Raw genomic sequence first — 24,370 nt, forward strand, 5'->3', positions numbered from 1 at the left:
GACCGGATCGTCACCCTGCTGACCCGCGATCACGGACTGGTTCGCGCGGTGGCCAAGGGCGTTCGCCGCACCCGCAGCAAATTCGGCGCGCGACTTGAGCCGTTTGCTCATATCGACGCGCAACTGCACCCCGGGCGCAACCTGGACATCGTCACCCAGGTCGTCGCCATCGATGCGTTCGCCACCGACATCGTCAACGACTACGGCCGGTACACCTGCGGGTGCGCGATGCTGGAAACCGCCGAGCGCCTCGCCGGTGAGGAGCGGGCCCCGGCCCCGGCCCTGCACCGGCTCACGGTGAGCGCGCTGCGGGCGGTCGCCGACGGCCGCCGGCCTCGCGACCTGCTGCTGGACGCCTACCTGCTGCGCGCCATGGGCATCGCCGGATGGGCGCCGGCGCTCACCGAGTGCGCCCGGTGCGCCACGCCCGGTCCGCACCGGGCGTTTCATATCGCCGCCGGAGGCAGCGTCTGCCCGCACTGCCGACCGGCCGGTTCGACCACCCCGCCGCCGGGTGTGCTGGATTTGATGACCGCGCTGCACGACGGCGATTGGGAGGCCGCCGAGGCGTCGCCGCAATCGCACCGTAGCCACGTCAGCGGATTGGTGGCCGCGCACCTGCAGTGGCATCTGGAGCGTCAGCTCAAAACGTTGCCGCTGGTGGAGCGGGCGTACCAGGCCGACCGCACGATCGCCGAACGGCGCGCAGCGCTGTTCGGGCAGGATATGGCCTGTGGTTGAGCGCAAGCCGAAGTCGACCGACTTCCCGCAACTGCCCCCCGCGCCCGACGATTACCCGGTCTTTCCCGACAAGTCGACCTGGCCGGTCGTCTTCCCGGAGCTGCCGCCGTCCGCCGGCGGTGGCCCGCGCCGTCCACCGCAGCACATTTCCAAGGCGGCCGCGCCACGGATTCCGGCGGACCGACTGCCCAATCACGTCGCGATCGTGATGGACGGTAACGGTCGCTGGGCTACCCAACGCGGGCTGAGCCGCACCGACGGCCATCGGGCGGGCGAGGCCGTCGTGATCGACATCGTCTGCGGCGCAATCGAAATCGGCATCAAATGGCTCAGCCTGTACGCCTTTTCGACCGAGAACTGGAAGCGGTCGCCCGAGGAGGTGCGCTTCCTGATGGGGTTCAACCGCGACGTGGTGCGGATGCGCCGCGTCAACCTCAACACGATCGGGGTCCGGATCCGGTGGGTGGGTTCACGGCCCCGCCTGTGGCGCAGCGTCATCAATGAACTGGCGATCGCCGAGGCCATGACGGTCGGCAACGACGTCATCACCGTGAATTACTGTGTGAACTACGGCGGCCGCGCCGAAATCGCCGAAGCTGCAAAGGATATCGCGCGGTTGGCGCAGGCCGGCAGGCTCAACCCCGAACGCATCAGCGAGGCGACGATCTCGCGCCACCTGCAGCGCCCCGACATCCCCGACGTCGACCTCTTCCTTCGGACGTCGGGGGAGCAGCGGTCCAGCAATTTCATGCTCTGGCAGGCGGCGTACGCCGAGTACATCTTTTCCGACAAGCTGTGGCCCGACTACGACCGCCGCGACCTGTGGGCGGCCTGCGAGGAATACGCCGAGCGCAATAGAAGATTCGGGAGCGCCTGATGCCGTCACTGCAGGAGCGTCTGGCGTCGATACTGCGCGACGTCCTTCCCGTCGACGAGGAACCGGATGGCGCACTCACGTTGCGCCACAACGGCACCCTGGCGTCGTTGCGGGTGGTGAACATCGCCGAGGACCTGGACCTGGTCTCGCTGACCCAGATCTTGGCCTGGGACCTGCCGCTGACCAAGAAGGTCGGCGAGCAGATCGCCAAACAGGCGCGCGACAGCAACTTCGGCAGCGTGACGCTGGTCGAAAAGGTCAACGACAAGGCGGTGCAACGCAACTCCGGCAAGGGCGCGTCCAAAACCGGCGACGTCATGCTGCGCTACAACTTTCCCGGCGGCGGGCTCACCGACGACGCCCTGCGGACGCTGATCCTGCTGGTGCTCGACACCGGCGCCGAGATTCGGCGCTCGGTGACGGGCTAGGACACCGCGGATTCGGCCGGCGCGACGGCCGCCGAAGCGAGGTCCTGGCGCGCGCCGGTGCGCAGCAGCGAGTGCATGAGGTTCGGGTCGTGATCGGCGGGCCGGGTCGAGTCGATGAATCGTTCGACGACCTCGACGAAGCGATCCGGGTGGTCGTGATGCGGCACGTGCCCGGACTTCTCGAAGATCGCGAGGCGCGACCCAGCGATCGCCGCGTGGGCCGTCCGGGCGTGGCTCACCGGGATCACGACGTCGTCCTCGCCCCAAATGATTTGCACCGGAATGGATTGCACCAAGTAGCTGCGATCCAGCATGGTGACGTATTGGCCGCGCCCGTCCACCACCGACCGCAGGGTGCGCGCGAACGCCGCCAACGCGCTGGGGTCCTTGAAGCCCTCGAGCAGCCGCACGGTGTCGACGGCGTCGCGACCGAACTTGGTGGAACCGAGCAGGGCCTGAATCGTGCGCCCAAGAACCCGCATCGCGGGCAGCGCGCCCGGCACGCGCACCATCGCCAGCGCCTCGCTGCCCAACGGCATCGCGGCCAACCGCAGCGCGAAGCTGACGTCCGACTCGACGCCACCGGCACTGACCAGCACGAGGCGCTCGACCAGATGCGGGTACTGATAGGCGAACTGCATCGCCACGCCACCGCCGAACGAATGCCCGACGACGGTGACCCGCTCGATGCCCAGTACGGCGAGCAGGTCACGCATCCCGTTGGCGAAGGCCGCCAGCGAGTAATCGGCGCGCGGCTTGTCGGATTCGCCGTGGCCCAGCAGGTCCGGCGCGATCACGGTGAAGCGCTGCGCGAGCTTGGCGTGCACCGGCCCCCAGGACTCGGATTTGTCGCCGACGCCGTGGATCAGCAGCAGGGCCGGCCCGGAACCGGCGATCCGGAAGGCGCGGCGGTAGCCGTGGATGGTGCGAAACTGCAGTGACGGGCCCTCGACGTCGCGCACCGGCCGCAGGTGGGGGGCGGGTTGCTTCCGCATCGTGTTCTCGCTTCCCTTGAGTTCTGGTTGCCTCGGCCCGTGGGCCACTCATGGGTAGGAGCACGCAACGGTCGCGCATCGGACGCTTTTTTCAGAACTTTTTTCCGGTCAGACGAAACACGACGTCCGCGCCGGGGCGGTTCAGCTTAGGACCCGCATTCCGAGCACGTTCCGAAGATTTCGATGGTGTGGCTGACGTCGGAAAAGCCATGCTTGGCGGCCACTTGCGCCGCCCATTCCTCGACCTCGTGGTCGCCTACCTCGATGGTGGCGCCGCAGTGGCGGCACACCAGATGGTGGTGATGGTGCTCCGAGCACCTGCGGTATACCGACTCGCCCGTGTCGTTGCGCAGCGTGTCGACCAATCCGGCCGCGGCCATCGATTGCAGCGTGCGATACACGGTGGTCAGACCGATGTTCTCGCCGCGCCGGCGCAGCTCGTCGTGCAGTTCCTGGGCGGAACGGAACTCGTCGAGCGTCTCCAGCAACGTGGAAATCGCCGCGCGCTGGCGGGTGGCGCGCACGCTGGTGGGGGTCATGGCTTGTCCTCACTCGCGTGGGCGACCGCGTCGACGACGATGTGCGCCAGGTGATGGTCGGCGAGCCGGTAGAGCACCTCGCGGCCGGATCGCTCCCCGGCGACCACGCCGGCCGCCTTGAGGATCTTCAGATGCTGGCTGACCAGCGGCTGTGGCACGCCGAGGGCGTCGACCAGTTCGTGCACGCAGCGCTGCGATTCGCGCAACTGCAGCACGATGGCGATCCGCACGGGTGCGGCCAGCGCGCGCAATAGCTCGCCGGCGGCGTCGAGAATCTCGCGCGACGGCGGCATGGGATATTCGGGGAATCTCCCATGCTCAGCAGCGGCGCCGCCGTGCTGGTGAGGCATTCCGCCGAGGTCGGGGCGTGCATCGTCGGCCGCGGCGGTCTGCACCGGGCCGGACTGAGGAAGGGGCACAGAGGAGGACATCGTCATCCGAGAGTCATCACCTCTAGAAGTGCCGGGTCTTTTGGAAGGGGCGCGCCGGAGTCACGGTCGGCCGCCTTCCACTGTCACATGCATGATGACGCATGTCAAAGACCGGGGCGGCGGTCGATACCATGGCTGATGTTTTGCGGGCGGCGTTCGCCGCCCACCCGTCTGCCCGGATCTTCGAGAGGGAGTGCACTGCCCCGTGGCGTCCGTCATCGACACAGTTGTCAACCTGGCCAAACGGCGGGGCTTCGTCTTTCCCTCGGGTGAGATCTACGGCGGCACCAAATCGGCGTGGGACTACGGTCCGCTGGGCGTGGAGCTCAAGGAGAACATCAAGCGCCAGTGGTGGCGCGCGGTGGTCACCGGCCGCGACGACGTGGTCGGCATCGATTCGTCGATCATCCTTCCGCGCCAGGTCTGGGTGGCCTCCGGCCATGTCGAGGTTTTCCATGACCCGCTGGTCGAGTGCATGAACTGCCACCACCGGCACCGCCAGGACCACCTGCAGGAGGCCTACGCGGCGAAGAAGGGGATCGACGACCCCGATTCCGTGGCGATGACCGAGATCGTCTGCCCCGACTGCGGCACCAAGGGCCAATGGACCGAGCCGCGCGAGTTCAACATGATGCTCAAGACCTATCTCGGGCCCATCGAAACCGAGGAGGGACTGCACTATTTGCGGCCCGAAACCGCGCAGGGCATCTTCGTCAACTTCGCCAACGTGGTGACGACGGCCCGCCGCAAGCCGCCGTTCGGCATCGGGCAGATCGGCAAGAGCTTCCGCAACGAGATCACGCCGGGCAACTTCATCTTCCGCACCCGCGAGTTCGAACAGATGGAGATGGAATTCTTCGTCGAGCCGTCGACCGCCAAGGAATGGCACCAGTATTGGATCGACACGCGCCGCGACTGGTACGTCGACCTCGGCATCGATCCGGAGAACCTGCGACTGTACGAGCACCCCAAGGAGAAGTTGTCGCACTACTCGGACCGCACGGTCGACATCGAGTACAAATTCGGTTTCGCCGGCAACCCGTGGGGCGAGCTGGAAGGCGTCGCCAACCGGACCGACTTCGACTTGTCGACGCACGCAAAGCATTCCGGCGTCGACCTGTCGTTCTACGACCAGATTAACGACACCCGGTACACGCCCTACGTCATCGAACCGGCGGCCGGCCTGACGCGGTCGTTCATGGCGTTTTTGATCGACTCCTACACCGAGGACGAGGCCCCCAACGCCAAGGGTGGCATGGACAAACGCACGGTGCTTCGGCTCGACCCGCGGCTGGCGCCGATCAAGGCCGCGGTGCTCCCGCTGTCGCGACACGCCGACCTGAGCCCCAAGGCCCGCGACCTGGCTGCCGAATTGCGCAAGAACTGGAACATCGAATTCGACGACGCCGGCGCGATCGGGCGCCGCTACCGGCGCCAGGACGAGGTGGGCACGCCGTTCTGCGTGACCGTGGATTTCGACTCGCTCTCCGACGACGCCGTCACCGTGCGCGAGCGCGACAAGATGACCCAGGACCGGGTGGCCATCGGCGCCGTAGCCGATTACCTGGCCGCGCGCCTCAAGGGCTGCTAGGCGGGAATAAACCCGTTTGAGCCCGGTCGCAATTTATCGCGGCTATTGATGAGAAAATGCGAAAAATTCAAATTGGTCCGGTTCCGGAATTTGTCATCGCAATTCATGCGGCGCGTCCGACCGCCCGAGGGGCGGCTAGCCGAACGGCGCTGCTACGCGGCAGCTGACGGGCCGTTTTCGGATTGAATCAAGTTTGCGTAGTTGACTCGGTCAAGTCTGTCTTTTCGATCGATTCAAGTTTAGAAAAAAGATGCTGTAATTCGGCGATTTTTGTCTTACGATCCGGCAGTGGGCTGTGTTGATTTCCGGGCAGCGCCGAGGCGCTTGCCGCGGCTGGATGTAGGGGGGTCGTGATGGTCCTCGACTTTTCCTGGCTACCGCCGGAGATCAATTCGGCGCGGATATCCAGGGGGGCGGGTTCGGGGCCGTTGTTCTCGGCGGCATCGGCCTGGGACGCGCTGGCATCGGACCTGTGGGGAGCCGCGTCGTCGTTCAACTCGGTGGTCACCGGATTGACCGGCGGGCCGTGGACGGGTCCGTCGTCGGCCGCGATGGCGGCGGCCGCCGCGCCGTACGTGGGGTGGTTGAGTTCAGCGGCGGCGCAGGCCGCGGCCGCGGCGGGCCAGGCCCGCGTGGCGGCGACGGCATTCGAGTCGGCGTTGGCGGCGACGGTACCCCCCGCGGCGGTGACGGCCAACCGTCAGCAATTCATGGCGCTGGTCGCGGCGAACACCCTGGGCCAGAACACCCCAGCGATCGCGATGACCGAGTTCGAGTACCTGGAGATGTGGGCCCAGGACGTCGCCGCGATGCTGAGTTATCACGGCGGGGCGTTGGGCGTGGCCGCGGCGTTACCGTCGTTCAGCCTGCCGCCCGTCGACCTGGCGGGCCTGGTGGCGTTGGTGGCATCTCCGGTGGCCGGGGTGGCGTCGCAGGTTGCCGGACTGGCCTCCTCGGCGGGGGCGGGGCTCGCTACCGGGTTGGCGCCGGTGATCGACGTGGTCGATTCCACGGTGTCGGGGGTGTCGGCGTTGGTTACCGGGGCGCCGATTTCGTCGCTGTCGACGCTCGCCCAGGTCGCAATGATGCCGATTAGCACCATGATGTCGCCGATCATGATGGCGGCCCAAGCGGGCATGGGCGCGAATTCGGCGGCCCTGGCCGGGGCGACCAGCGCGGCCGGCGCAGACGCGACGAAGTTCGTCAGCGAAGCCGCTCCCGCCATGAAGGGCCTGGGCGGCGGGGGCCTCGGCGGCGCGGGCCTGGGCGGCGCCGCCGCGGAATTGGGTAAGTCGCGGCTGGTCGGGGCGATGTCGGTGCCGCCGACGTGGCAGGGGTCGACGCCGGCGCGGATGGTCAGCGCGGCGATGTCGGGGCTGGGCGGAGAGGCGCCCGCCGCGGCCGCGGCCGCGACGCCGATGGGCGGCGGCATGCCGTTCATGCCGATGCCGATGGGCGGCATGGGCGCCGGCGGCGGCATGCCCGGCGGGATGATGGGCCGCGGCGGGGCCAGCCCCAATGTCGTGCAGGCGCGACCCAGCGTGGTGCCGCGCGTCGGAGTCGGATAGGGCGGGGGTGATAGGCGGGGTTTGGACGTTGGGCGCCGCAGCGGCGCTTGACCGAAACATTTGTTGATGAAAGGAGCAGTGTGGTGGCTACGCGATTTATGACCGACCCGCACGCAATGCGGGCGATGGCAGGCCGTTTCGACGTGCATGCGCAGACGGTTTCGGATGAGGCGCGTCGGATGTGGGCCTCGTCGCAGAACATTTCCGGCGCCAGTTGGAGTGGGGCAGCGGAGGCGACGTCCTACAACACGATGGGACAGATGAACCAGGCGTTTCACAACATTGTGAACATGCTGCAGAGCGTTCGCGACGGGCTGATCCGCGACGCCAATAACTACGAGCAGCAAGAGCAGGCTTCGCAGCAGATTCTGGGCAGTTAGCCCCCACACTTTTATTTCAGGAGGAAAACATGACGATTAATTACCAGTTTGGCGATGTGGATGCCCATGGTGCGACGATTCGCGCCCAGGCCGCGTCGTTGGAGGCCGAGCACCAGGCCATCGTTCGCGATGTGCTGGCTGCTGGTGACTTCTGGGGTGGCGCCGGTTCGGTGGCTTGCCAGGAGTTCATCACCCAGTTGGGTCGCAACTTCCAGGTGATCTACGAGCAGGCCAATGCTCACGGCCAGAAGGTGCAGACGGCGGGCAGCAACATGTCCAGCACGGACAGCGCCGTCGGGTCCAGCTGGGCCTGATCGGCCTCCAAGGGCGCGGGTGACACGGCCCGTGTTACCCGCGCCCGAGGCGTTCCATCACACCGGTACGCCGCGACGGGTTACGCAGAACGGTCCCCGCCGCGAACTCGCGGTCACGACGGTCTTGACGGTTTGATAAAACCCCGGACTTTTGATGGGCGATGGCCCTACTATCAAGGAATGGTGTCCGTCGATCGTTGGACTGTGCCGTCGATGCGGCCGGAGGGGTTGTGATGGTTCCTGCATTTACGTTCTTTCCCCCGGAAATCAACTCGGCGCTGATGTTCGCCGGTGCGGGGTCGGGGCCCTTGTTCATGGCGGCGTCGGCCTGGGACTCGTTGGCGACGGACCTGGCGGGCGCGGCGTCGTCGTTTCAAAACGTCGTCACCGGGTTGACCGACGGGGCGTGGGCGGGGCCGGCCTCGATGTCCATGGCCGCGGCGGCCACGCCTTACGTGGGTTGGCTGAGCGCGGCCGCAGCGCAGGCGGAGACCGCGGCCCTTCAGGCCCGGACGGCGGCCTCGGCGTTTGAGACCGCGTTGGCCGCGACGGTGCCAACGCCGGCGATCGCCGCGAACCGCGCCCAACTCATGGCGCTGATCGCGACGAACATCTTGGGCCAGAACACCCCGGCGATCTTCATGACCGAGTTCGAGTACATGGAGATGTGGGCCCAGGACGTGGCGGCCATGGTGGGCTACCACGGCGGCGCGCTGGGCGTGGCCGCGGCGTTGCCGGCATTCAGCACGCCCCCGCTGAACCTCGCGGGCCTGACGGGCCTGCTGTCTGCGCCGCTGACCGGCTTGGCTTCGCAGGGCGCCAGCCTGGGGTCCGCGATCGCCACCCCGCTGGCATCGGTGGGGGCGGTGGCCGGGTCGGCGGCGACGCAGGCGTCGGCGCTGGCTTCTTCGCTGCCGATTTCATCGCTGTCGACGGTCGCCCAGGTCGGAATGATGCCGGTGAGCATGATGATGTCGCCGATCATGATGGCGGCCCAAGCGGGAATGAGCGGCACGAACGCGGCGTCGCTGGCCGGCGCGACGGGTGCGGCCGTCGATCCGGCGAAGTTTGTCAGCAGCGCCACTCCGGCGGGCCTGGGCAAGGGACTCGGCGGTGGCATCGGCGGCCTCGGTGGCGCCGACGCCGGTCTGGGCAAGGCACGGCTGGTCGGGGCCATGTCGGTGCCCCCGAACTGGCAGGGGTCGGCGCCGGCGCGGATGGTCAGCGCGGCCATGTCCGGCCTGGGCGAGACGCCCGGCGCGGCCGCCGCGGCAGCCGGAGCGCCCATGGGCGGCGGCATGCCGATGATGCCGATGCCGATGGGCGGCATGGGTGCCGGCGGAGGCATGCCCGGCGGGATGTTGGGCCGCGGAGGGGCCAGCCCGACGCATGTGGTCCAGCAGCGGCCCAGCGTGGTACCGCGTACCGGCGTCGGATAGTCCTAAATCAGCCAACCAAGGGCGCGGGCGACATCCGGGGAAATGGGTGTTGCCCGCGCCTTCGGCATGTTTACCGGCGGCGAACTGATCCTTTTTCCGCCATGGCCCACCAAAACGGCCGCCGTGCGTCCCAACGCGATTTTGGGATCGACGGTCAAGCCGTCAAACCTCTTGGCGGCCCGCTCGCCGTCGGCGCTGGCCGGGCCGGAAGGTGTTGTGTGGCAAGGGCTTCCGGTTTTGCCTCGAGTCGAAGGGAAAGCGGCCGGTGGGGGGCGATGGCGGCGGCCAGCTCCGCTCGCGGCCCAGCCATCGGCCGACCGGTGTTCGCGCACCTGTTCTAAAAGGAGCGAAATCCATCAAACACGGGCATTGTGCTTCGGATTGACTTACGATGCGAAGTACTCGGTGATGGTTTTTCACCACCGGGTTCGAATGTACGGAGACGGCTGTGGAAGGGGGCAGCGTGCTATTGCCTCTTGGTTCGCCGCTGCCGGACGATGCGGTAGCGGCGAAGCGTGGTGAGTCCGGCATGCTCGGCGGCCTATCGGTTCCCCTGAAGTGGGGTGTAGCCGTGCCGCCGGATGACTATGACCATTGGGCACCGGAGCCGGAAGAGGGCGCCGATGCCGGCAACAAGGCGACCGACGGGCTGAACCCGGAGGCCACCGCAGAGGGCATGGACGAGTGGAACGAATGGGCCGAATGGAGCGAGTGGCAGGGCGAGGCGGAACCTAGCTTCAACTTGCCGCGGACTACCGGCGTGATACCGACTTCTCCAGCAGCCGGCTGAGAGACAGGGAGTTTCCCGCCATCGGCTTTAATGCCGCGTAGCAGCCAGTTACGACGGCCGACCAGTATCACAAGGCAAGAAATTCATCCAGAAGGAGAAAAGGCAACATGGCAACACGCTTTATGACTGACCCGCATGAGATGCGGGCGATGGCGGGCCGGTTTGAGGTCCACGCGCAGACCGTTGAGGACGAGGCCCGCAAGATGTGGGCGTCGTCGATGAACATCGCCGGTGCCGGCTGGAGTGGCCAGGCGCAGGCGACGTCCTACGACACCATGGGTCAGATGAATCAGGCGTTCCGCAACATCGTGAACATGCTGCACGGGGTGCGTGACGGGCTGATCCGCGACGCGAACAACTACGAGCAGCAAGAGCAGGCCTCTCAGCAGATCCTCGGCAGCTAGCCCCCACACTTTTATTTCAGGAGGAAAACATGACCATCAATTACCAGTTTGGCGATGTGGATGCCCATGGTGCGACGATTCGCGCCCAGGCCGCGTCGTTGGAGGCCGAGCACCAGGCCATCGTTCGCGATGTGCTGGCTGCTGGTGACTTCTGGGGTGGCGCCGGTTCGGTGGCGTGCCAGGAGTTCATCACCCAGTTGGGTCGCAACTTCCAGGTGATCTACGAGCAGGCTAACGCTCACGGCCAGAAGGTGCAGACGGCGGGCAGCAACATGTCCAGCACGGACAGCGCCGTCGGGTCCAGCTGGGCCTGATTCGCCGCTTCAAAGCGGGGCCGCACACCGATCGGTGTGCGGCCCCGTTCTTTGTCCGCTGTGTCTCAGAACCGCCCGCCGCCACCCATGAGGCCGCCGCCCGATGAGCCCGAGGCGCTCGGGCCGCCACCGAACGAAGTGGGGCTCCAGCCGCCGAACCCACCGCGCATGGCCCCGCTGAGCAGGTCGCCGATGATGATCCCGCCGATCATGGCGCCGGTATCGCTGCTGCCGCGACGGGCATAGAAACGCTGGGCCTGCTGGACGTCCGCGTTCGCCAGCGCCTGGGCGTTGGCGGCCAGCGTCGATGCCGCGTTGGCGTGGGCAATCGCCTCGGACACGTTCGTCGTCCTTTTCTCCTGTGCGGCCTGCAGGTGCCGGTTGGCCTCGGCGAGCCGGGTCCGTGCCTCGGCTCCGATGCTGCCCCGGCGGGTGTCGATGTACTCGGAAACGGCGCGCACCCGCGCCTGCGCCGTGAAGACGGCCTGCTCGAACGAACGCTCGAGCCGCTCGGCGGCCGCCTCCTCCTGGGCGACGGCGTCCAGTACCCGATTCAGGGCGGCGTCGGCCTTCGTCAGCCTGGCGAACGTGCCGAGAGGATCCGCGGCGCCGGCGCCGCGGGCTCCCATGACGGCCGCGGCGGCCTCGTCGCGCGCGGCGGTGAGTTCGCCGGCGCGGCCCGCCCCGGCGCCCCGCGCCTTCTGCAGCCGCTCGTCGGCGCGCTTGACGCCCGACTGGATCTCGTCGATGAGCGAGGGCAAAGCGGCCACTGCGTGCCGGATGTCCTTGGCCGCGTTGTCGATCGCGTCCAGCAGCGCGCGGGCCTGTCCGAGCGCCGCCTCGGCGGCATGGATCGCGTCGACCAACGCGGCCTGCTGACCGCCCGGGATCCCGGCCAGCTCGCGGGCGGAGCCGATGTTGCGGTCCGCGAAGGTCAGCCTTCCGTTGGTGCTTGCGATATTGCCCGAGACCGAAGTCAAGGCCGCCGCGTCGAATTCCTTGCGAAGCTCGGCGAGCCGCTGCTCGGCGGGAGCGATGCGGGCGGTGAGCTCCACGTACTGCTGGGTCAGCGCGTCCAACCGCGACGGCGCGTTGACCACCAAAACCCGCAGCTCTTCGAACGCCTGCCGCTGTGATTCGAGTTCACGGTTGGCGTGCGCCGCCGAGACGATCACCCGGGTCAGCATCTCGCGGCGCTGCGCGGGCGTCTCGGGCACGCTGTCGTCAAGCTGCTGACGGACCGTAAACGCTTGCGCCAGAGTGGCTTTGGCGTTATTCACCGCCTGGCTAAACGGTTGGGTCCGCTCGTCACCGAACTCGTCGATCGCCAGCGTCAACTCGTTGGCGCTGGTGCGCACCGCATTGTCGACCTCCACCACCAGCGAGCGCGACAGGTCGTCGAGCGCCGCCAATGGCACCGCGGCGAGCGCGTTGGCATCGGTGGGATCGACGCGCCGCGCCGCGGCCAACTCGGCCGCGCGCCGCCGCTCGCGGCGGTAGCGCATCACCACCAGCAGGACCACCACGGCGACGACAACGACACTCAACGCGACCAGCAGGAAAAGGCGACCCGACGATGACGGCGGCGTGTCGAGCCCGTCGGCCGCCGCGACCGCGGCCCCGGCCCAGTCGCCGTTGTGCAGCGCGGGCTCGATCTTGGTGCGCCGCAGTTGATCAACCTGACCCGCCTTGACGCTCGTGATCGCCGACGGGACGAAGAACGCGTATGACCGGCCGGTGGTGGCGACGGCCAGCAGCGCGTCGTAGTCGCCCAAGTCGCTGACGGTTCGGGTGCGCCTCGCCCAGCTCTCGGCGCTTTCCCCGGAGAAGTCGTCGACGTAGACCACCCACAACCGGATGTGCTGATCGGCGTAGAGCTTGTCGGTGGCCGACGTCACCGCGGCGCGCCCGGAATCCGAGAGCGCGTTCGCGTTGTCGGTGACCTGGTCCGGCAGCCGAAACGGCGGTTGCGCGCCCGCCGTCGGCGCCAGCAGCAGCCCGGCGCCGAGACCCGTGAGGACCGTCAGGATCACGCCGAGCAGGCGTGCGAAGCGCATAGGTCAATCTAGCCCGCGTTCCCTGGCAGACTGTCCTGCGGTGAGTACGCATCAGCACGACCCCTACGACGACTTCGACCGTCAGCGTCGGGTGCGCGAAGCGGCGAAGACGGCGGGTCTGCCGGGTACGGAAGGCCAGCACCGCACCGACTTCGCCCGGGACCGCGCCCGGGTGCTGCATAGCGCCGCGCTGCGCCGCCTCGCCGACAAGACGCAGGTGGTCGGGCCGCGCGAAGGTGACACCCCCCGTACTCGGTTGACCCACTCGCTGGAGGTGGCCCAGATCGGGCGGGGGATGGCGGTAGGACTGGGCTGCGACCTCGACCTGGTCGAGCTGGCCGGCCTGGCCCACGACATCGGCCATCCGCCCTACGGGCACAACGGCGAACGCGCGCTCGACGAGTTCGCCGCGGAGCACGGCGGCTTCGAGGGCAACGCCCAGAATTTCCGGATACTGACCAGCCTTGAGCCGAAAGTACTTGACGCGCAAGGCAATAGCGCGGGCCTGAACCTGACCCGGGCGTCGCTGGACGCGGTCACCAAGTATCCGTGGTTCCGCGGTGACGCGCCTGCACGCAAGTTCGGCTTCTATGACGAGGACCGCGAGCCCGCGGACTGGGTCCGCCAGGGGGCGCCGGCGAATCGGACGTGCCTGGAGGCCCAGGTGATGGACTGGGCCGACGACGTCGCGTATTCGGTGCACGACGTGGAGGACGGCGTCGTCTCCCAGCGCATCGACCTGCGCGTGCTGGCCGACGAGGACGAGGCGGCCGCGCTGGCCAAGCTGGGGGAGAGCGAATTCTCCCGGGTGAGCGCCGAGGACTTCATGGCCGCCGCGCGCCGGCTGTCGGGTCTGCCGGTCGTCGCCGCGGTCGGCAAGTACGACGCGACGCTGGCGGCGGCGGTGGCGCTCAAGCGATTGACCAGTGAACTGGTGGGCCGATTCGCCTCGGCCGCGATTGCGACGACGCGTGCGGCCGCCGGCCCGGGCCCGCTGGTGCGCTACCGGGCCGACCTGCGGGTGCCCGACCTGGTGCGCGCCGAGGTCGCCCTGCTGAAAATCCTGGCGCTGCAGTTCATCATGTCTGACCCCCGGCACCTGGAAACCCAGGCCCGGCAGCGCGAACGCATCCATCGCGTGGCGCACTGGCTGTACTCCGGGGCACCCGGCACGCTCGACCCCATGTTCGCCGCGGCGTTCAACACCGCGGCCGACGATCGCGCCCGGCTTCGGGTCGTCGTCGACCAGGTCGCCTCCTATACCGAGGGTCGGCTGGAGCGGATCGACGCCCGTCAGGCGACCGGATAGCGTTACCGGCATGACTAAACTCAGCGCCGTTGCCGTCGCCTTGCTGTCGCTTCCCGTCGTGGCCCTGAACGCCTGCAGTTCGCCCCAGCACGCGACCAGCCAGACGGGCACCACGCCTCCGGTCCAAAGCGGTGCTCCGGCGTCGTCGACGTCGGGACCGGCGCCCGCCGCCGGATCGCTGACGGCGCAACTGAAGACGGCCGACGGCAAGGACGTGGCCACGGCGACCTTCGACTTCAGCAACGGCTACGCCACCATCACCGTCAAGACGGTTGCCGGCGGGATCCTCGCGCCCGGCCTCCACGACATGCACATCCACGCGGTCGGCAAGTGTGAGCCCAACTCCGTTGCCCCGAACGGCGGCCCGCCCGGGAACTTCCTGTCCGCCGGCGGCCACTTCCAGGCGCCCGGGCACACCGGGATGCCCGAGAGCGGCGACCTGACCATGCTGGAGGTGCGCCAGGACGGGTCCGCGTACCTGGTAACCACCAGCGATGCGTTCACCCGGGACCAGTTGCTGGCCGGGGACAAGACCGCGCTGATGATCCACGGCGTCGGCGACCAGGCGATGGAGCGGATCGCGTGCGGCGTCATCGGGCCGGCGAGCTGATCTCCTCCGGCGTTTTAGACTGGGCCGATGGCCGGCCGGATCTCTGATCGCGATATCGCCGCCATCCGCGAACGGGCACGCATCGAAGACGTTGTGGGCGACTACGTCCAGCTCAAGCGCGCCGGCGCCGACTCGCTCAAGGGCCTGTGCCCGTTCCACAACGAGAAGTCGCCGTCGTTCCACGTCCGCCCGAACCACGGCCACTTCCACTGCTTCGGCTGCGGCGAGGGCGGCGACGTGTACGCGTTCGTCCAGAAGATCGAACACGTCAGCTTCGTCGAGGCCGTCGAGCTGCTCGCCGACCGGGTCGGCCACACCATCACCTACACCGGCGCCGCGGCCACCAACGTGCAGCGCGACCGCGGCAGCCGCAGCAGGCTGGTCGCGGCCAACGCGGCGGCCGCCGAGTTCTACGCGGCGGCCCTGGAATCCGACGAGGCGGCGCCGGGCCGCCAGTACCTGACGGAGCGGAATTTCGACGCCGCGGCGGCACGCCACTTCGGCTGCGGCTTCGCCCCGTCGGGCTGGGACTCGCTGACAAAACACCTGCAGCGCAAGGGCTTCGAGTTCAAGGAACTGGAGGCGGCCGGGCTGTCGCGAGAGGGGCGCCGCGGCCCGATGGATCGCTTCCACCGGCGGCTGCTGTGGCCCATCCGCACCGCCGCCGGTGAGGTGATCGGCTTCGGGGCCCGCCGCCTGTTCGACGACGACCCGATGGAAGCCAAGTACATCAACACCCCCGAGACGGCGCTGTACAAGAAGTCGTCGGTGATGTTCGGCATCGACCTGGCCAAGCGCGACATCGCCAAGGGGCACCAGGCCGTCGTCGTCGAGGGCTACACCGACGTGATGGCGATGCACCTGGCCGGTGTCACCACCGCCGTCGCCTCCTGCGGCACCGCGTTCGGCGACGAGCACCTGGCCATGCTGCGCCGATTGATGATGGACGACAGCTTCTTTCGCGGGGAATTGATCTACGTCTTCGACGGCGACGCGGCCGGCCGTGCCGCCGCGCTGAAGGCGTTCGGCGGCGAGCAGAACCTGGCCGGGCAGTCCTTCGTCGCCGTCGCGCCGGACGGCATGGACCCGTGCGACCTGCGGCTCAAATCCGGCGACGTCGCGCTGCGCGACCTGGTGGCGCGGCGAACCCCGCTGTTCGAGTTCGCGATTCGCACCACGATCGCCGAGATGGACCTCGACAGCGCCGAGGGCCGGGTCGCCGCGCTGCGCCGCTGCGTGCCCATGGTCAGCCAGATCAAGGACCCCACGCTGCGCGACGAGTACGCCCGCCAGCTCGCCGGCTGGGTCGGCTGGGACGACGTCGCGCAGGTCATCGAGCGGGTCCGCGGCGAGGCCAAGCGATCCAAGTCCCCGGCTCGCGGCGGCCCCACCTCCGAGGCTCCCCGCCGGGCCGAGCGCCAGCCCGCCGCGCCGGCCCCTACCTTGCCCAAGGAGTCGCGCGCCGCCCGTCCCGACCCGCGCGACCCGATCCTGTGGGCCCAGCGCGAGGCCCTCAAGTCGGCGTTGCAGTACCCGGCGCTGGCTGGTCCGGTGTTCGACACCCTGACCGTGGAGAGCTTCACGCACCCCGGCTACGCGGCCGTTCGGGCGGCCATCGAGGCCGCGGGCGGAACATCGACCGGCGTAACCGGGGCGGAGTGGCTCGAGGCGGTGCGAGCGCAGACCACCTCGAACCTGACGGCCGGCCTGATCAGCGAGCTGGGGGTGGAGGCCGTCCAGGTCGACGACGAGAAGCTGCCGCGCTACATCGGGGGTGTGCTCGCCCGCCTGCAGGAGGTCTGGATGGGCCGGCAGATCGCCGAGGTGAAGTCCAAACTGCAGCGCATGTCACCCATCGAGCAGGGCGACGAGTATCACGCGCTGTTCGGCGACCTGGTCGCCATGGAGGCCTATCGGCGCAGCCTGCTGGAGCAGGCTAGCGGCGACGATCTGACGGTGTGAGGGCCGGATCCGCCGGTCGCTCGATGTCGCGCTGGACCACGGCCGTCTCGTCGTCGATCTCGGTCAGGGTGACGAAGCCGGCGTCGGGCGAGATTCGGTTCGCGATCTTGCGGCGGCCACCCTCGATCATCGACTTGGCCACGGGGCTGCTGGTCAGCGCGCGATACGTGCCGACGAGCTGCTCGTATCGGCGGCGTCCGGCCTTCGAGCCCAGCACATAACCCAGTCCAAGCACTACGACATACCGGATCAAAGCGTTCCTCCCGACGATCGATGGTTCCATCCTGCCTCACTTTCGGCGGTAGGCGCGCGGGGCGGGTCGCCACCAGGGCCGTGAAGGACACCTGCGGCCCGTGGCGATCGCAAGCGCGGCGTAGCCGGGCGCAGCGGATCGACACCTCCTATCTAGTTGGGCGCGGTCGGGCCAGTACGCTAGAGTCGTCCGGCGATCGGTTTAATCCCCTGTAGCTCAATTGGCAGAGCATTCGGCTGTTAACCGAAGGGTTGGTGGTTCGAGTCCACCCGGGGGAGCCAGGTTAGTCTCAGTCGCGCACGCTCTGGCCGCCACGTCGGCCATGGAACCCGATGCTTTCCAGTGCCTCTCAGGAGGGCTCATGGAATTCCTGGTCACCATGACCACCCACGTCCCGGACGGCACGCCTCCGGAGACCGTCGACGACGTGCGGGCCAGGGAGGCCGCGCATTCGCGCGAACTGGCCGAACAGGGGCACCTGCTGCGGCTGTGGCGCCCGCCGCTGCAACCGGGCGAATGGCGCACTCTCGGCCTGTTCGCCGCGACCGACGCGGAGGAACTCGAGCGGGTGCTCGCGTCGATGCCCCTGCGCATCTGGCGCACCGACGAGGTGACGCCGCTGAGCCCGCACCCCAACGACCCCGCCGGTCACAGCAAGTAGTTCAGGCCCCATTCCCGTTCCGCGGCCAACCGGGCCGCGTCGACCGCCGTCTCGCTTTCGACGCCTCCGCTGGCCAGGGTCACCAGGGCCGAGGCGAGCTTGAACAGCGGTACCTCGTGCCGTTCGCTCGCGCTGAGCAATTCCCGAAACGCGGCATAGGTGCTGCACCTACGCCACCCGACGAGTATCCCCACCGCCGTATCGAGCGCCCGGCTGGCCTGGTGACGGCCTTCATCGATATGCCGTTGGCCCGCAAGGGTTTCGGTCATCTGTCGAACACCTCCTGAAAAGTTCTGCCACGCAATGCAATAGCGGCAATCTCTGTGAAAAGAATTGGGCAAAGCCACGTCTCGCCCAAAAGGGGGCGCGAACGTCAGCGAATCAACGGCAACAACAGCGCGTCGAGGCCCGTAACATGAGACCACTATAGGCTATGGGCAACGGGCGCCGGTGTGACATATGTGATTGGCTCACAACGGATTTAAACCTTGCGCACCGCACGATGCGCTGCAATCGCCCTCAGATTTGGAAGTCCTCGCCGTGCCACACACCGGCCTCGGGCGGGCGGATCACCCGGCCATTCTGCGGGCCGTCGTTCAGGGCCTCGAGCTTGGAAACCCTGGTGAGCAGGGACTGCAGGCTGACCCCCACCAGGTCGGGCATCTTCGAGTCGTCGGGGGTGCTCCGCCCGTGGCGGCTGATGACCTGCCCGGGAACCCCGATGACGACGGAGCCCGACGGCACCGGCTTGACCACCACGGCGTTGGCGCCGATCCGGCTGTCGTCACCGACCTTGATCGCGCCGAGGACCTTGGCTCCGGCGCCGATGATGACTCGGTCACCGACCGTCGGGTGTCGTTTTCCGGTCTCCGCGCCACTGCCTCCAAGGGTGACGCCGTGATACAGCATGACGTCTTCTCCCACCTCGGCCGTCTCCCCGATCACTACGCCGGTCGCGTGGTCGATGAACAGGCCGGCGCCGAGGACGGCGCCGGGGTGGATGTCGACGCCGGTGAAGATGCGGGTGAGTTCGGACAACGTCCGCGCGGCCACCCTGGCGCCGCGATTCCACAGCCAATGGCTGACCCGGTGGCCCCAGATCGCATGAACGCCCGGGTAGGCGAAGACGACCTCCAGCGTGGTGGGCTTGGCGGGGTCGCGCTCCTTGGCCGCCCGGATGTCTCGCCGCATGGCTGCGAGCATGGTCAGTCCGCCAAGTCGGCGAACAGCGCCGTGCTCAGATAGCGTTCGCCGAAGCTGGGCAGCACGACCACCACGAGCTTGCCGGCGTTCTCGGGCCGGCGGGCCACCTGCAACGCGGCCACCACCGCCGCGCCGGATGAGATGCCGGACAGCAGTCCCTCCTCGCGGGCGAGCCGCCGGGCCATGGTCAGCGAGTCCTCATTGCCGACGGCGATGACCTCGTCGACCAGATCCATGTCGAGGACGGGCGGGACGAATCCGGCGCCGATGCCCTGGATCGGGTGAGGCCCTTTCTGCCCGCCGGACAGCACCGGGGACGCGGCCGGCTCCACCGCGACGAACTGGGCCGACGGCTTGCGTTCCTTGATGACCTGTGCGACACCGGTGATGGTGCCGCCGGTGCCGACGCCGGCCACGAAAAAGTCCACCTTGCCGTCGGTGTCGCGCCACACCTCCTCGGCGGTCGTCGCGCGGTGGATCGCCGGGTTCGCCGGGTTCTCGAACTGCTGCGGCACGAAATACCGCTGGTCGGTCTTGGCCAGCTCCTCGGCCTTGGCGATGGCGCCGGGCATGCCCTCGGCGCCGGGGGTCAGGATCAGCTCGGCGCCGTAGGCGCGCAGCAGCATGCGCCGCTCGACGCTCATGGTGTCGGGCATGGTCAGCACACACCGGTAGCCGCGTGCCGCGCAAACCATTGCCAGCGCGATGCCGGTGTTCCCGCTCGTCGGCTCGAGGATGATGGTGTCGGGCTTGATCAGGCCGGCCTTCTCGGCCGCGTCCAGCATGGCGACCCCGATGCGGTCCTTCACGCTGTTTGCCGGGTTGAAGGATTCCAGCTTGGCGACGACGTCGGCGACGGCGCCCTCGGTGACCCGGCGCAGCCGCACCAGCGGCGTGTTACCGATCAGCTGTGTGACGTCCTCGGCGATGCTCATGAAACTTCCTTACGCGATGTCGGTACAGGGCTCGTCGGCTTGCCAGGTGATGTCGAATTCGATTGCAACGTCTATTGGCACGATAAGCGCAACCGGGGTGAATCGCTGCGACGCCCCCGCAAATGCCTCGCCGGTGAGTACCCGCCCGGTGAGGTCGTGCGGTCTCGTTGCGGTCAACGTCATCGCCGATGTGCCCGGTGCGGGACGCACATAGAAGTCCGTTCCCGGCTGGACGATCTCGTCGATGCCCGAACCGTCGGCGTCGACCAGCGCGTGTCCGCCGGGCGCGCTGAGGCTCAACGGGATTCGCACCTGGAATGGTCCTATGAGTTCGGATTCGGCGGTTGCATGGGTGTCGACCAGTCGCGGCTCTTCGGAGTTGCGCAAGGCGGCGCTCGCCCCCGTGAGCAGGTAATTGTAGAGACGCACGACCCGATCGGCATTGCGGTAGTGACGGGCGCCGGTCAGCCAGAACCGGACATCGCCGATCGTCGCGCCGGCGGTGTCGGTCGTTGCGACGAGCCGGTAGTAGCGGTAACCGCGCCCACCGCCGCTGTGGCTGCTGGCCGACAGCGTGCTGCCGACGCCGAGGGTGCGCCGGTGTCGCCTCTCGCCGGCATGGGCGGTCAGCTGTGAACCCGAAACATCCTGCCAGTCAACGCCATTGGCGGACTTCTGCAGTTTCACACCGATGGTGGTGTCGGACGCCGTCCATATCGAGTACCCGCCCAGCTGTGGTTCCCCGTCGAATTCGAAGGTGATCACCGGCCCGGGAGCGCGGTCCACGGCGACGGGCTCGTTGAGCGGCCGGGTGTCCAACGCCAGGCCGTTGGTGAAGTGCCATATCGCGGCCTGGGTGGCCGCGATGGCCTCGTGTTCGCTGAGGTTGGCACGCCCCAGCGGGTAACCGGCGGCCCGCAACCGTTGGCTCAGCTCGGCGATGTGGCTCGCCGGAAAGGAGTGTCGCAGGATCCATTCGACCGCGGCCTCGCAGCGGCGGGTCCGCAGGTGGGGCAGGGCGGACCAGGTGCCCAGGCGGTAGCTCGACGGCAGATGCGGTGCGATGCCGGTGAAGTCGAGCGAGTAGGCCAGCAGGTTGGGATGCAGCCGGATCAGGTCGGTGCGCGCCCAGCTGCCGTCGGCGAACACGATCCTGTCCACGGTGTGGGAGTAGGTGCCGCCGCGGTAGCGCGTCATGCGGGCGACATCGGCCGCCGGCCGGATATGCACGCGCCGGCGGGTCGCGACCCGCGCCAGGGCGCGGTTGGGCAGGGATAAAACGTTCATGGGTGGTTGATCTTCCTGAAAGGGTTCGGCTGGCGCGCATCAAGGCCGCGGGGCGGACCGCGGGTCCTGCCCGTTGCGGGGAGAGCGCGAGGATTTCTACAGCGTCGTCAGGGCGTCAGGAAATCAACAACAGCGACAACAACAGTCCGCGGCGAGGCAGCGCGAAGGTACGAAGCGCAGCTGAACGGCCTGTTGCATGGCCCCCACTATAGGGCCCGCAAACATCGCTGTCAGATTTCGGGCTCGTTTCCTTGATTTGACTCAGCCGCGGTGTAAACCTTCTGTATCACCTCCGTGCCCGCCTACGCTCGGCGCGCGCCACTGCTGACGGTGGGCGATCATGAAGCTGCCGCACTCGCAGCAGCGTTCGACCGAGCGGAAGGAGCGCGATGACGACGGCTCAGGGGGCTCAGAACGAATCCCAGGCACTAGGCGATCTCGCCGCCCGGCAGCTTGCCAACGCGACGAAGACCGTTCCGCAGCTCTCGACCATCACGCCGCGCTGGCTGTTGCACCTGCTCAGCTGGGTGCCCGTGGAAGCCGGCCTCTACCGGGTGAACCGGGTCGTCAACCCCGAGAGCGTCGCGATCAAGGCCGAAGAGGGCGCCGGCACCGAGGAACCGCTGCCCGAGACCTACGTCGACTACGAGACCAGCCCGCGCGAATACACGCTGCGCTCGATCTCGACTCTGGTCGACATCCACACCCGGGTCTCCGACCTGTACTCCAGCCCGCACGACCAGATCGCCCAGCAGTTGCGGCTGACCATCGAAACGATCAAGGAGCGCCAGGAGTTCGAGCTGGTCAACAGCCCCGAGTACGGTCTGCTGGCCCAGGCGACGCCGGAGCAGACGATCCAGACGCTCGGCGGGGCGCCGACGCCCGACGACCTCGACGCGCTCATCACGAAGGTGTGGAAGACGCCCAGCTTCTTCCTCACCCACCCGCTCGGTGTCGCGGCGTTCGGCCGCGAGGCCACCTACCGCGGCGTGCCGCCGCCGGTGGTGAGCCTGTTCGGGGCGCAGTTCATCACCTGGCGCGGCATCCCGCTGATCCCGTCGGACAAGGTGCCGGTGGAAGACGGCAAGACCAAGTTCATCCTGGTGCGCACCGGCGAGGAGCGCCAGGGCGTGGTCGGCCTGTTCCAGCCCGGCCTGGTCGGCGAGCAGGCGCCGGGCCTGTCGGTGCGGTTCACCGGGATCAACCAGTCGGCCATCGCTACGTACCTGGTCACCCTGTACAACTCGCTGGCCGTCCTCACCGACGACGCGCTCGCTGTCCTCGACGACGTGGCCGTGGACCAGTTCCATGAGTACAAGTGAGTACCGAGCGGTAGACGCCGAAAGCGAGTTGCCGATCGGAGCCGCCGAACTCGCGGCGCTGGCCACCCAGTTGTACGCGGCCAGCATCCGGCCCGGGCCAGACAGCCCGCCGCAGACGGCGCCCGTGGCCCCGCGCGGCGGGGTGCCGGACACCACCGCCGCCACCTCGGCCGGACAGGCCGCCGCCGGCACGTCGGACCCCTACCTGCCGCCGGTCCCCGTCGTCGGCTTCACCGACATATACGTCCCCGCGCCGACATCGCCCGAGCCCGAAAGCCCGCCACAGACGGTGCCGGTCGCTCCCCGCGGCAACGTGCCCGATGTGACGGCGGCGCCGTCGGCCGGGGAGACGGCCGCGAGCGTCGCCGATCCCTACGTGCCACCCGGCGTCGTCGACTTCGCCGCGTTCGCGGTGCCCAGCGAGGGCATCGTGCCCACGGTGCCCGGGGTGGTCGCCGGGGCGGTGCCGTCCGCTCCGGTGGCCCCCCGCGGTTCCGCGCCCCCGACCTCCTCGTGGCTGCCCGACGCGCCGCCGGTGCCCGACCTCGGCTGGTTCGACGCGCCACCGATTGCGCCCGGCGGCGACGAGCACCTGTATCACTTCCTGACCAAGACGGATCCCGTGCCCCGCTTGCCCGACGAGCATGAGGTGTTCGACGTCAACGCGGTGCGCGCCGACTTTCCCATCCTGCGGGAGACCGTCAACGGCAAGCCGCTGATCTGGTTCGACAACGCGGCAACCACCCAGAAGCCGCAGGCGGTGATCGATCGCCTGTCGCACTTCTACGCCCACGAGAACTCCAACATTCACCGCGCGGCGCACGAGTTGGCGGCCCGCGCGACCGACGCCTACGAGGAAGCACGCAACACCGTCCGGCGATTCATCGGCGCCGCGAACGACGAAGAGATCATCTTCGTGCGAGGCACCACCGAAGCCATCAACCTGGTGGCCTATGCCTGGGGCGGAAAGCATTTGCTGCCCGGCGACGAGATCGTCATTACTCATTTAGAGCATCACGCCAATATCGTCCCGTGGCAACTGCTTTCGCAACAGACCGGCGCGATTCTGAAAGTGGCGCCGGTCGATGACGCCGGCAATTTGCTGATGTCGGAATTCGAGGATTTGCTTGGGCCAAAGACAAAGCTGGTGGCCGCAACCCAGGTGTCCAACGCGCTGGGCACGGTGACACCGGTCGAGCAGATCGTCGAGCTGGGCCACCGCTACGGCGCGCGGGTGCTGATCGACGGGGCCCAGTCCATCCAGCACCTGCCGGTCAACGTCGCCGAGCTGGGCGTCGATTTCTTCGTGTTCTCCGGCCACAAGATCTACGGCCCCACCGGAATCGGCGTGCTCTACGGGACCGAGGAAGCCTTGGCCGAAACACCGCCGTGGCAGGGCGGCGGCAACATGATCGCCGACGTGACGCTGGAACGCTCGCTGTATCAGGGACCGCCCAGCAAGTTCGAGGCCGGCACCGGCAACATCGCCGACGCCGTCGGCCTCGGCGAGGCGCTGCGTTACGTGCAACGGTTGGGCGTTGAGCGCATCGCCGCCCACGAACGGGCCCTGCTGGACTACGCGACCCCGCGGCTGGCCGACATCCCGGGCGTCCGCCTGGTCGGCACCGCGACCGAAAAGGCCAGCGTGCTGTCGTTCGTGCTGGCCGGACACGACCCGCTCGAGGTGGGCAAGGCGCTCAACGCCGAGGGCATCGCGGTGCGCGCCGGCCATCACTGCGCGCAGCCGATCCTGCGCCGCCTCGGCCTGGAGGCCACCGTCCGCCCGTCGTTTGCGTTCTACAACACCTTCGAGGAAATCGACGTCTTCCTCAGCGCGGTGCGCCGGATTGCCGAGGGCGGCGCGGGCGCCGGCTGAGGTTCGCCAGATTTCTTCTTGTTGATTTCAACCCTGCGACATCTTCAGGGGCGGCTTTAGGCTTCCGAAGTGTTTTGTGTGCGC

26 protein-coding genes, 1 tRNA gene and 1 pseudogene are annotated in these 24,370 nt (G+C 68.1%); 18 read left to right on the forward strand and 10 right to left on the reverse strand.

Annotation, left to right across the window (positions count from 1 at the left end; all coding sequences use genetic code 11):
* The 3 genes from recO to A5706_RS20235 form a co-directional block, all read left to right on the forward strand.
* Nucleotides 1–741: DNA repair protein RecO (recO, locus tag A5706_RS20225; RefSeq protein ID WP_068134318.1), on the forward strand; the 741-nt coding region annotated here is incomplete at its 5' end.
* Nucleotides 734–1,618: a decaprenyl diphosphate synthase gene (locus A5706_RS20230; protein ID WP_068134321.1), complete on the forward strand. Its 885-nt coding sequence runs from the start codon at nucleotides 734–736 to the stop codon at nucleotides 1,616–1,618. The genes recO and A5706_RS20230, both read left to right, overlap by 8 nt.
* Nucleotides 1,618–2,046: a hypothetical protein gene (locus tag A5706_RS20235; protein ID WP_068134324.1), complete on the forward strand. Its 429-nt coding sequence runs from the start codon at nucleotides 1,618–1,620 to the stop codon at nucleotides 2,044–2,046. The genes A5706_RS20230 and A5706_RS20235 overlap by 1 nt, the downstream gene beginning before the upstream one ends.
* On the opposite strand, the gene A5706_RS20240 is transcribed toward A5706_RS20235, so the two are convergent.
* From A5706_RS20240 to A5706_RS20250, 3 genes are all read right to left on the reverse strand, one after another.
* Nucleotides 2,043–3,041 carry an alpha/beta fold hydrolase gene (locus A5706_RS20240; protein ID WP_068134326.1) on the reverse strand — a complete coding sequence of 333 codons (999 nt, stop codon included), beginning with the start codon at nucleotides 3,039–3,041 and terminating at the stop codon, nucleotides 2,043–2,045. The two genes, A5706_RS20235 and A5706_RS20240, sit on opposite strands and share 4 nt — an antisense overlap.
* A gap of 146 nt (nucleotides 3,042–3,187) precedes the next feature.
* On the reverse strand, nucleotides 3,188–3,580 hold the full coding sequence (locus A5706_RS20245; protein WP_068134329.1) for a Fur family transcriptional regulator: 393 nt from the start codon (nucleotides 3,578–3,580) through the stop codon (nucleotides 3,188–3,190).
* Nucleotides 3,577–4,017, reverse strand: a complete 441-nt coding sequence (locus A5706_RS20250) for a helix-turn-helix transcriptional regulator (protein ID WP_068134330.1) — start codon at nucleotides 4,015–4,017, stop codon at nucleotides 3,577–3,579. Before A5706_RS20250 ends, A5706_RS20245 begins: the two co-directional genes overlap by 4 nt.
* 187 nt (nucleotides 4,018–4,204) lie before the next feature.
* On the opposite strand from A5706_RS20250, the gene A5706_RS20255 reads away from it, so the two are divergent.
* From A5706_RS20255 to A5706_RS20275, 5 genes are all read left to right on the forward strand, one after another.
* Nucleotides 4,205–5,602 (forward strand): glycine--tRNA ligase, encoded by a 1,398-nt coding sequence (locus A5706_RS20255; RefSeq protein ID WP_197517902.1) that lies wholly within the window; start codon nucleotides 4,205–4,207, stop codon nucleotides 5,600–5,602.
* A gap of 353 nt (nucleotides 5,603–5,955) precedes the next feature.
* Nucleotides 5,956–7,170, forward strand: coding sequence for a PPE family protein (locus A5706_RS20260; protein WP_068134334.1), 1,215 nt, complete (start codon nucleotides 5,956–5,958; stop codon nucleotides 7,168–7,170).
* 83 nt (nucleotides 7,171–7,253) lie between these two features.
* Entirely contained in the window at nucleotides 7,254–7,550 is a 297-nt protein-coding gene (locus A5706_RS20265; protein ID WP_068134341.1) for a WXG100 family type VII secretion target, read from the forward strand.
* A gap of 29 nt (nucleotides 7,551–7,579) precedes the next feature.
* Complete coding sequence (locus tag A5706_RS20270; protein WP_067004763.1) at nucleotides 7,580–7,864, forward strand: WXG100 family type VII secretion target; 285 nt, start codon at nucleotides 7,580–7,582, stop codon at nucleotides 7,862–7,864.
* A 233-nt stretch (nucleotides 7,865–8,097) separates the two neighbouring features.
* The gene (locus A5706_RS20275; RefSeq protein WP_068134343.1) at nucleotides 8,098–9,303 is read left to right on the forward strand and encodes a PPE family protein; all 1,206 of its coding nucleotides are present in this window, start codon (nucleotides 8,098–8,100) and stop codon (nucleotides 9,301–9,303) included.
* A gap of 2 nt (nucleotides 9,304–9,305) precedes the next feature.
* Here A5706_RS20275 and A5706_RS33160 read toward each other — a convergent pair whose 3' ends face one another.
* A complete protein-coding gene (locus A5706_RS33160) occupies nucleotides 9,306–9,461 on the reverse strand; it encodes a hypothetical protein (RefSeq protein ID WP_156767249.1) in 156 nt (51 codons plus the stop codon).
* A gap of 305 nt (nucleotides 9,462–9,766) precedes the next feature.
* On the opposite strand from A5706_RS33160, the gene A5706_RS20280 reads away from it, so the two are divergent.
* From A5706_RS20280 to A5706_RS20290, 3 genes are all read left to right on the forward strand, one after another.
* On the forward strand, nucleotides 9,767–10,093 hold the full coding sequence (locus A5706_RS20280) for a hypothetical protein (RefSeq protein WP_369830377.1): 327 nt from the start codon (nucleotides 9,767–9,769) through the stop codon (nucleotides 10,091–10,093).
* A gap of 107 nt (nucleotides 10,094–10,200) precedes the next feature.
* Nucleotides 10,201–10,497 (forward strand): WXG100 family type VII secretion target, encoded by a 297-nt coding sequence (locus A5706_RS20285; protein ID WP_066914021.1) that lies wholly within the window; start codon nucleotides 10,201–10,203, stop codon nucleotides 10,495–10,497.
* Between the two features lie 29 nt (nucleotides 10,498–10,526).
* Nucleotides 10,527–10,811: a WXG100 family type VII secretion target gene (locus tag A5706_RS20290; RefSeq protein ID WP_067004763.1), complete on the forward strand. Its 285-nt coding sequence runs from the start codon at nucleotides 10,527–10,529 to the stop codon at nucleotides 10,809–10,811.
* Between the two features lie 65 nt (nucleotides 10,812–10,876).
* Here A5706_RS20290 and A5706_RS20295 read toward each other — a convergent pair whose 3' ends face one another.
* Entirely contained in the window at nucleotides 10,877–12,868 is a 1,992-nt protein-coding gene (locus A5706_RS20295; RefSeq protein ID WP_068134345.1) for a TPM domain-containing protein, read from the reverse strand.
* Between the two features lie 40 nt (nucleotides 12,869–12,908).
* Between A5706_RS20295 and A5706_RS20300 the strand changes: the two genes are divergently transcribed.
* Genes A5706_RS20300 through dnaG form a run of 3 tightly spaced genes read left to right on the forward strand, consistent with a single transcriptional unit; the run spans nucleotide 12,909 to nucleotide 16,749 of the window.
* Nucleotides 12,909–14,177, forward strand: a complete 1,269-nt coding sequence (locus tag A5706_RS20300; protein WP_068134348.1) for a deoxyguanosinetriphosphate triphosphohydrolase — start codon at nucleotides 12,909–12,911, stop codon at nucleotides 14,175–14,177.
* A gap of 10 nt (nucleotides 14,178–14,187) precedes the next feature.
* On the forward strand, nucleotides 14,188–14,787 hold the full coding sequence (locus tag A5706_RS20305) for a superoxide dismutase family protein (protein ID WP_082964508.1): 600 nt from the start codon (nucleotides 14,188–14,190) through the stop codon (nucleotides 14,785–14,787).
* A gap of 27 nt (nucleotides 14,788–14,814) precedes the next feature.
* A complete protein-coding gene (dnaG, locus tag A5706_RS20310; protein ID WP_068134351.1) occupies nucleotides 14,815–16,749 on the forward strand; it encodes a DNA primase in 1,935 nt (644 codons plus the stop codon).
* On the opposite strand, the gene A5706_RS20315 is transcribed toward dnaG, so the two are convergent.
* The gene (locus A5706_RS20315) at nucleotides 16,724–17,002 is read right to left on the reverse strand and encodes a hypothetical protein (protein ID WP_068134360.1); all 279 of its coding nucleotides are present in this window, start codon (nucleotides 17,000–17,002) and stop codon (nucleotides 16,724–16,726) included. The genes dnaG and A5706_RS20315 overlap by 26 nt on opposite strands.
* A gap of 205 nt (nucleotides 17,003–17,207) precedes the next feature.
* On the opposite strand from A5706_RS20315, the gene A5706_RS20320 reads away from it, so the two are divergent.
* Together A5706_RS20320 and A5706_RS20325 are read left to right on the forward strand one after the other, a co-directional pair.
* Nucleotides 17,208–17,283: transfer RNA gene (locus A5706_RS20320), tRNA-Asn, on the forward strand.
* An 80-nt stretch (nucleotides 17,284–17,363) separates the two neighbouring features.
* A pseudogene (locus A5706_RS20325) lies at nucleotides 17,364–17,651 on the forward strand (muconolactone Delta-isomerase family protein); the annotation flags it as partial.
* Here A5706_RS20325 and A5706_RS20330 read toward each other — a convergent pair.
* From A5706_RS20330 to A5706_RS20345, 4 genes are all read right to left on the reverse strand, one after another.
* Nucleotides 17,651–17,932, reverse strand: coding sequence for an ANTAR domain-containing protein (locus A5706_RS20330; RefSeq protein ID WP_068134366.1), 282 nt, complete (start codon nucleotides 17,930–17,932; stop codon nucleotides 17,651–17,653). The pseudogene A5706_RS20325 and the gene A5706_RS20330 sit on opposite strands and share 1 nt — an antisense overlap.
* A 250-nt stretch (nucleotides 17,933–18,182) precedes the next feature.
* Complete coding sequence (gene cysE, locus A5706_RS20335; RefSeq protein WP_068134372.1) at nucleotides 18,183–18,866, reverse strand: serine O-acetyltransferase; 684 nt, start codon at nucleotides 18,864–18,866, stop codon at nucleotides 18,183–18,185.
* A 2-nt stretch (nucleotides 18,867–18,868) separates the two neighbouring features.
* Entirely contained in the window at nucleotides 18,869–19,801 is a 933-nt protein-coding gene (gene cysK / locus A5706_RS20340; protein ID WP_068134376.1) for a cysteine synthase A, read from the reverse strand.
* Between the two features lie 9 nt (nucleotides 19,802–19,810).
* Nucleotides 19,811–21,088: a TQXA domain-containing protein gene (locus tag A5706_RS20345; RefSeq protein ID WP_068134378.1), complete on the reverse strand. Its 1,278-nt coding sequence runs from the start codon at nucleotides 21,086–21,088 to the stop codon at nucleotides 19,811–19,813.
* Nucleotides 21,089–21,477: 389 nt separating this feature from the next.
* Between A5706_RS20345 and A5706_RS20350 the strand changes: the two genes are divergently transcribed.
* On the forward strand, nucleotides 21,478–22,410 hold the full coding sequence (locus tag A5706_RS20350; protein WP_068134382.1) for a family 2A encapsulin nanocompartment shell protein: 933 nt from the start codon (nucleotides 21,478–21,480) through the stop codon (nucleotides 22,408–22,410).
* Nucleotides 22,397–24,286 (forward strand): family 2A encapsulin nanocompartment cargo protein cysteine desulfurase, encoded by a 1,890-nt coding sequence (locus tag A5706_RS20355; protein WP_068134385.1) that lies wholly within the window; start codon nucleotides 22,397–22,399, stop codon nucleotides 24,284–24,286. The genes A5706_RS20350 and A5706_RS20355 overlap by 14 nt, the downstream gene beginning before the upstream one ends.
* Nucleotides 24,287–24,370 lie beyond the last annotated feature (84 nt).

It is taken from the genome of Mycobacterium sp. E796, from assembly GCF_001672815.1.
Taxonomy (GTDB): domain Bacteria; phylum Actinomycetota; class Actinomycetes; order Mycobacteriales; family Mycobacteriaceae; genus Mycobacterium.

Excerpts from the sequence above, each read along its gene's own strand:
- A5706_RS20235 (WP_068134324.1), top strand. The coding sequence starts at position 1,618 with ATGCCGTCACTGCAGGAGCGTCTGGCGTCGATACTGCGCGACGTCCTT.
- A5706_RS20240 (WP_068134326.1), bottom strand. The coding sequence starts at position 3,041 with ATGCGGAAGCAACCCGCCCCCCACCTGCGGCCGGTGCGCGACGTCGAG.
- A5706_RS20245 (WP_068134329.1), bottom strand. The coding sequence starts at position 3,580 with ATGACCCCCACCAGCGTGCGCGCCACCCGCCAGCGCGCGGCGATTTCC.
- A5706_RS20250 (WP_068134330.1), bottom strand. The coding sequence starts at position 4,017 with ATGACGATGTCCTCCTCTGTGCCCCTTCCTCAGTCCGGCCCGGTGCAG.
- A5706_RS20260 (WP_068134334.1), top strand. The coding sequence starts at position 5,956 with ATGGTCCTCGACTTTTCCTGGCTACCGCCGGAGATCAATTCGGCGCGG.
- A5706_RS20270 (WP_067004763.1), top strand. The coding sequence starts at position 7,580 with ATGACGATTAATTACCAGTTTGGCGATGTGGATGCCCATGGTGCGACG.
- A5706_RS20275 (WP_068134343.1), top strand. The coding sequence starts at position 8,098 with ATGGTTCCTGCATTTACGTTCTTTCCCCCGGAAATCAACTCGGCGCTG.
- A5706_RS20285 (WP_066914021.1), top strand. The coding sequence starts at position 10,201 with ATGGCAACACGCTTTATGACTGACCCGCATGAGATGCGGGCGATGGCG.
- A5706_RS20290 (WP_067004763.1), top strand. The coding sequence starts at position 10,527 with ATGACCATCAATTACCAGTTTGGCGATGTGGATGCCCATGGTGCGACG.
- A5706_RS20295 (WP_068134345.1), bottom strand. The coding sequence starts at position 12,868 with ATGCGCTTCGCACGCCTGCTCGGCGTGATCCTGACGGTCCTCACGGGT.
- A5706_RS20305 (WP_082964508.1), top strand. The coding sequence starts at position 14,188 with ATGACTAAACTCAGCGCCGTTGCCGTCGCCTTGCTGTCGCTTCCCGTC.
- dnaG (WP_068134351.1), top strand. The coding sequence starts at position 14,815 with ATGGCCGGCCGGATCTCTGATCGCGATATCGCCGCCATCCGCGAACGG.
- A5706_RS20330 (WP_068134366.1), bottom strand. The coding sequence starts at position 17,932 with ATGACCGAAACCCTTGCGGGCCAACGGCATATCGATGAAGGCCGTCAC.
- cysE (WP_068134372.1), bottom strand. The coding sequence starts at position 18,866 with ATGCTCGCAGCCATGCGGCGAGACATCCGGGCGGCCAAGGAGCGCGAC.
- cysK (WP_068134376.1), bottom strand. The coding sequence starts at position 19,801 with ATGAGCATCGCCGAGGACGTCACACAGCTGATCGGTAACACGCCGCTG.
- A5706_RS20345 (WP_068134378.1), bottom strand. The coding sequence starts at position 21,088 with ATGAACGTTTTATCCCTGCCCAACCGCGCCCTGGCGCGGGTCGCGACC.
- A5706_RS20350 (WP_068134382.1), top strand. The coding sequence starts at position 21,478 with ATGACGACGGCTCAGGGGGCTCAGAACGAATCCCAGGCACTAGGCGAT.
- A5706_RS20355 (WP_068134385.1), top strand. The coding sequence starts at position 22,397 with ATGAGTACAAGTGAGTACCGAGCGGTAGACGCCGAAAGCGAGTTGCCG.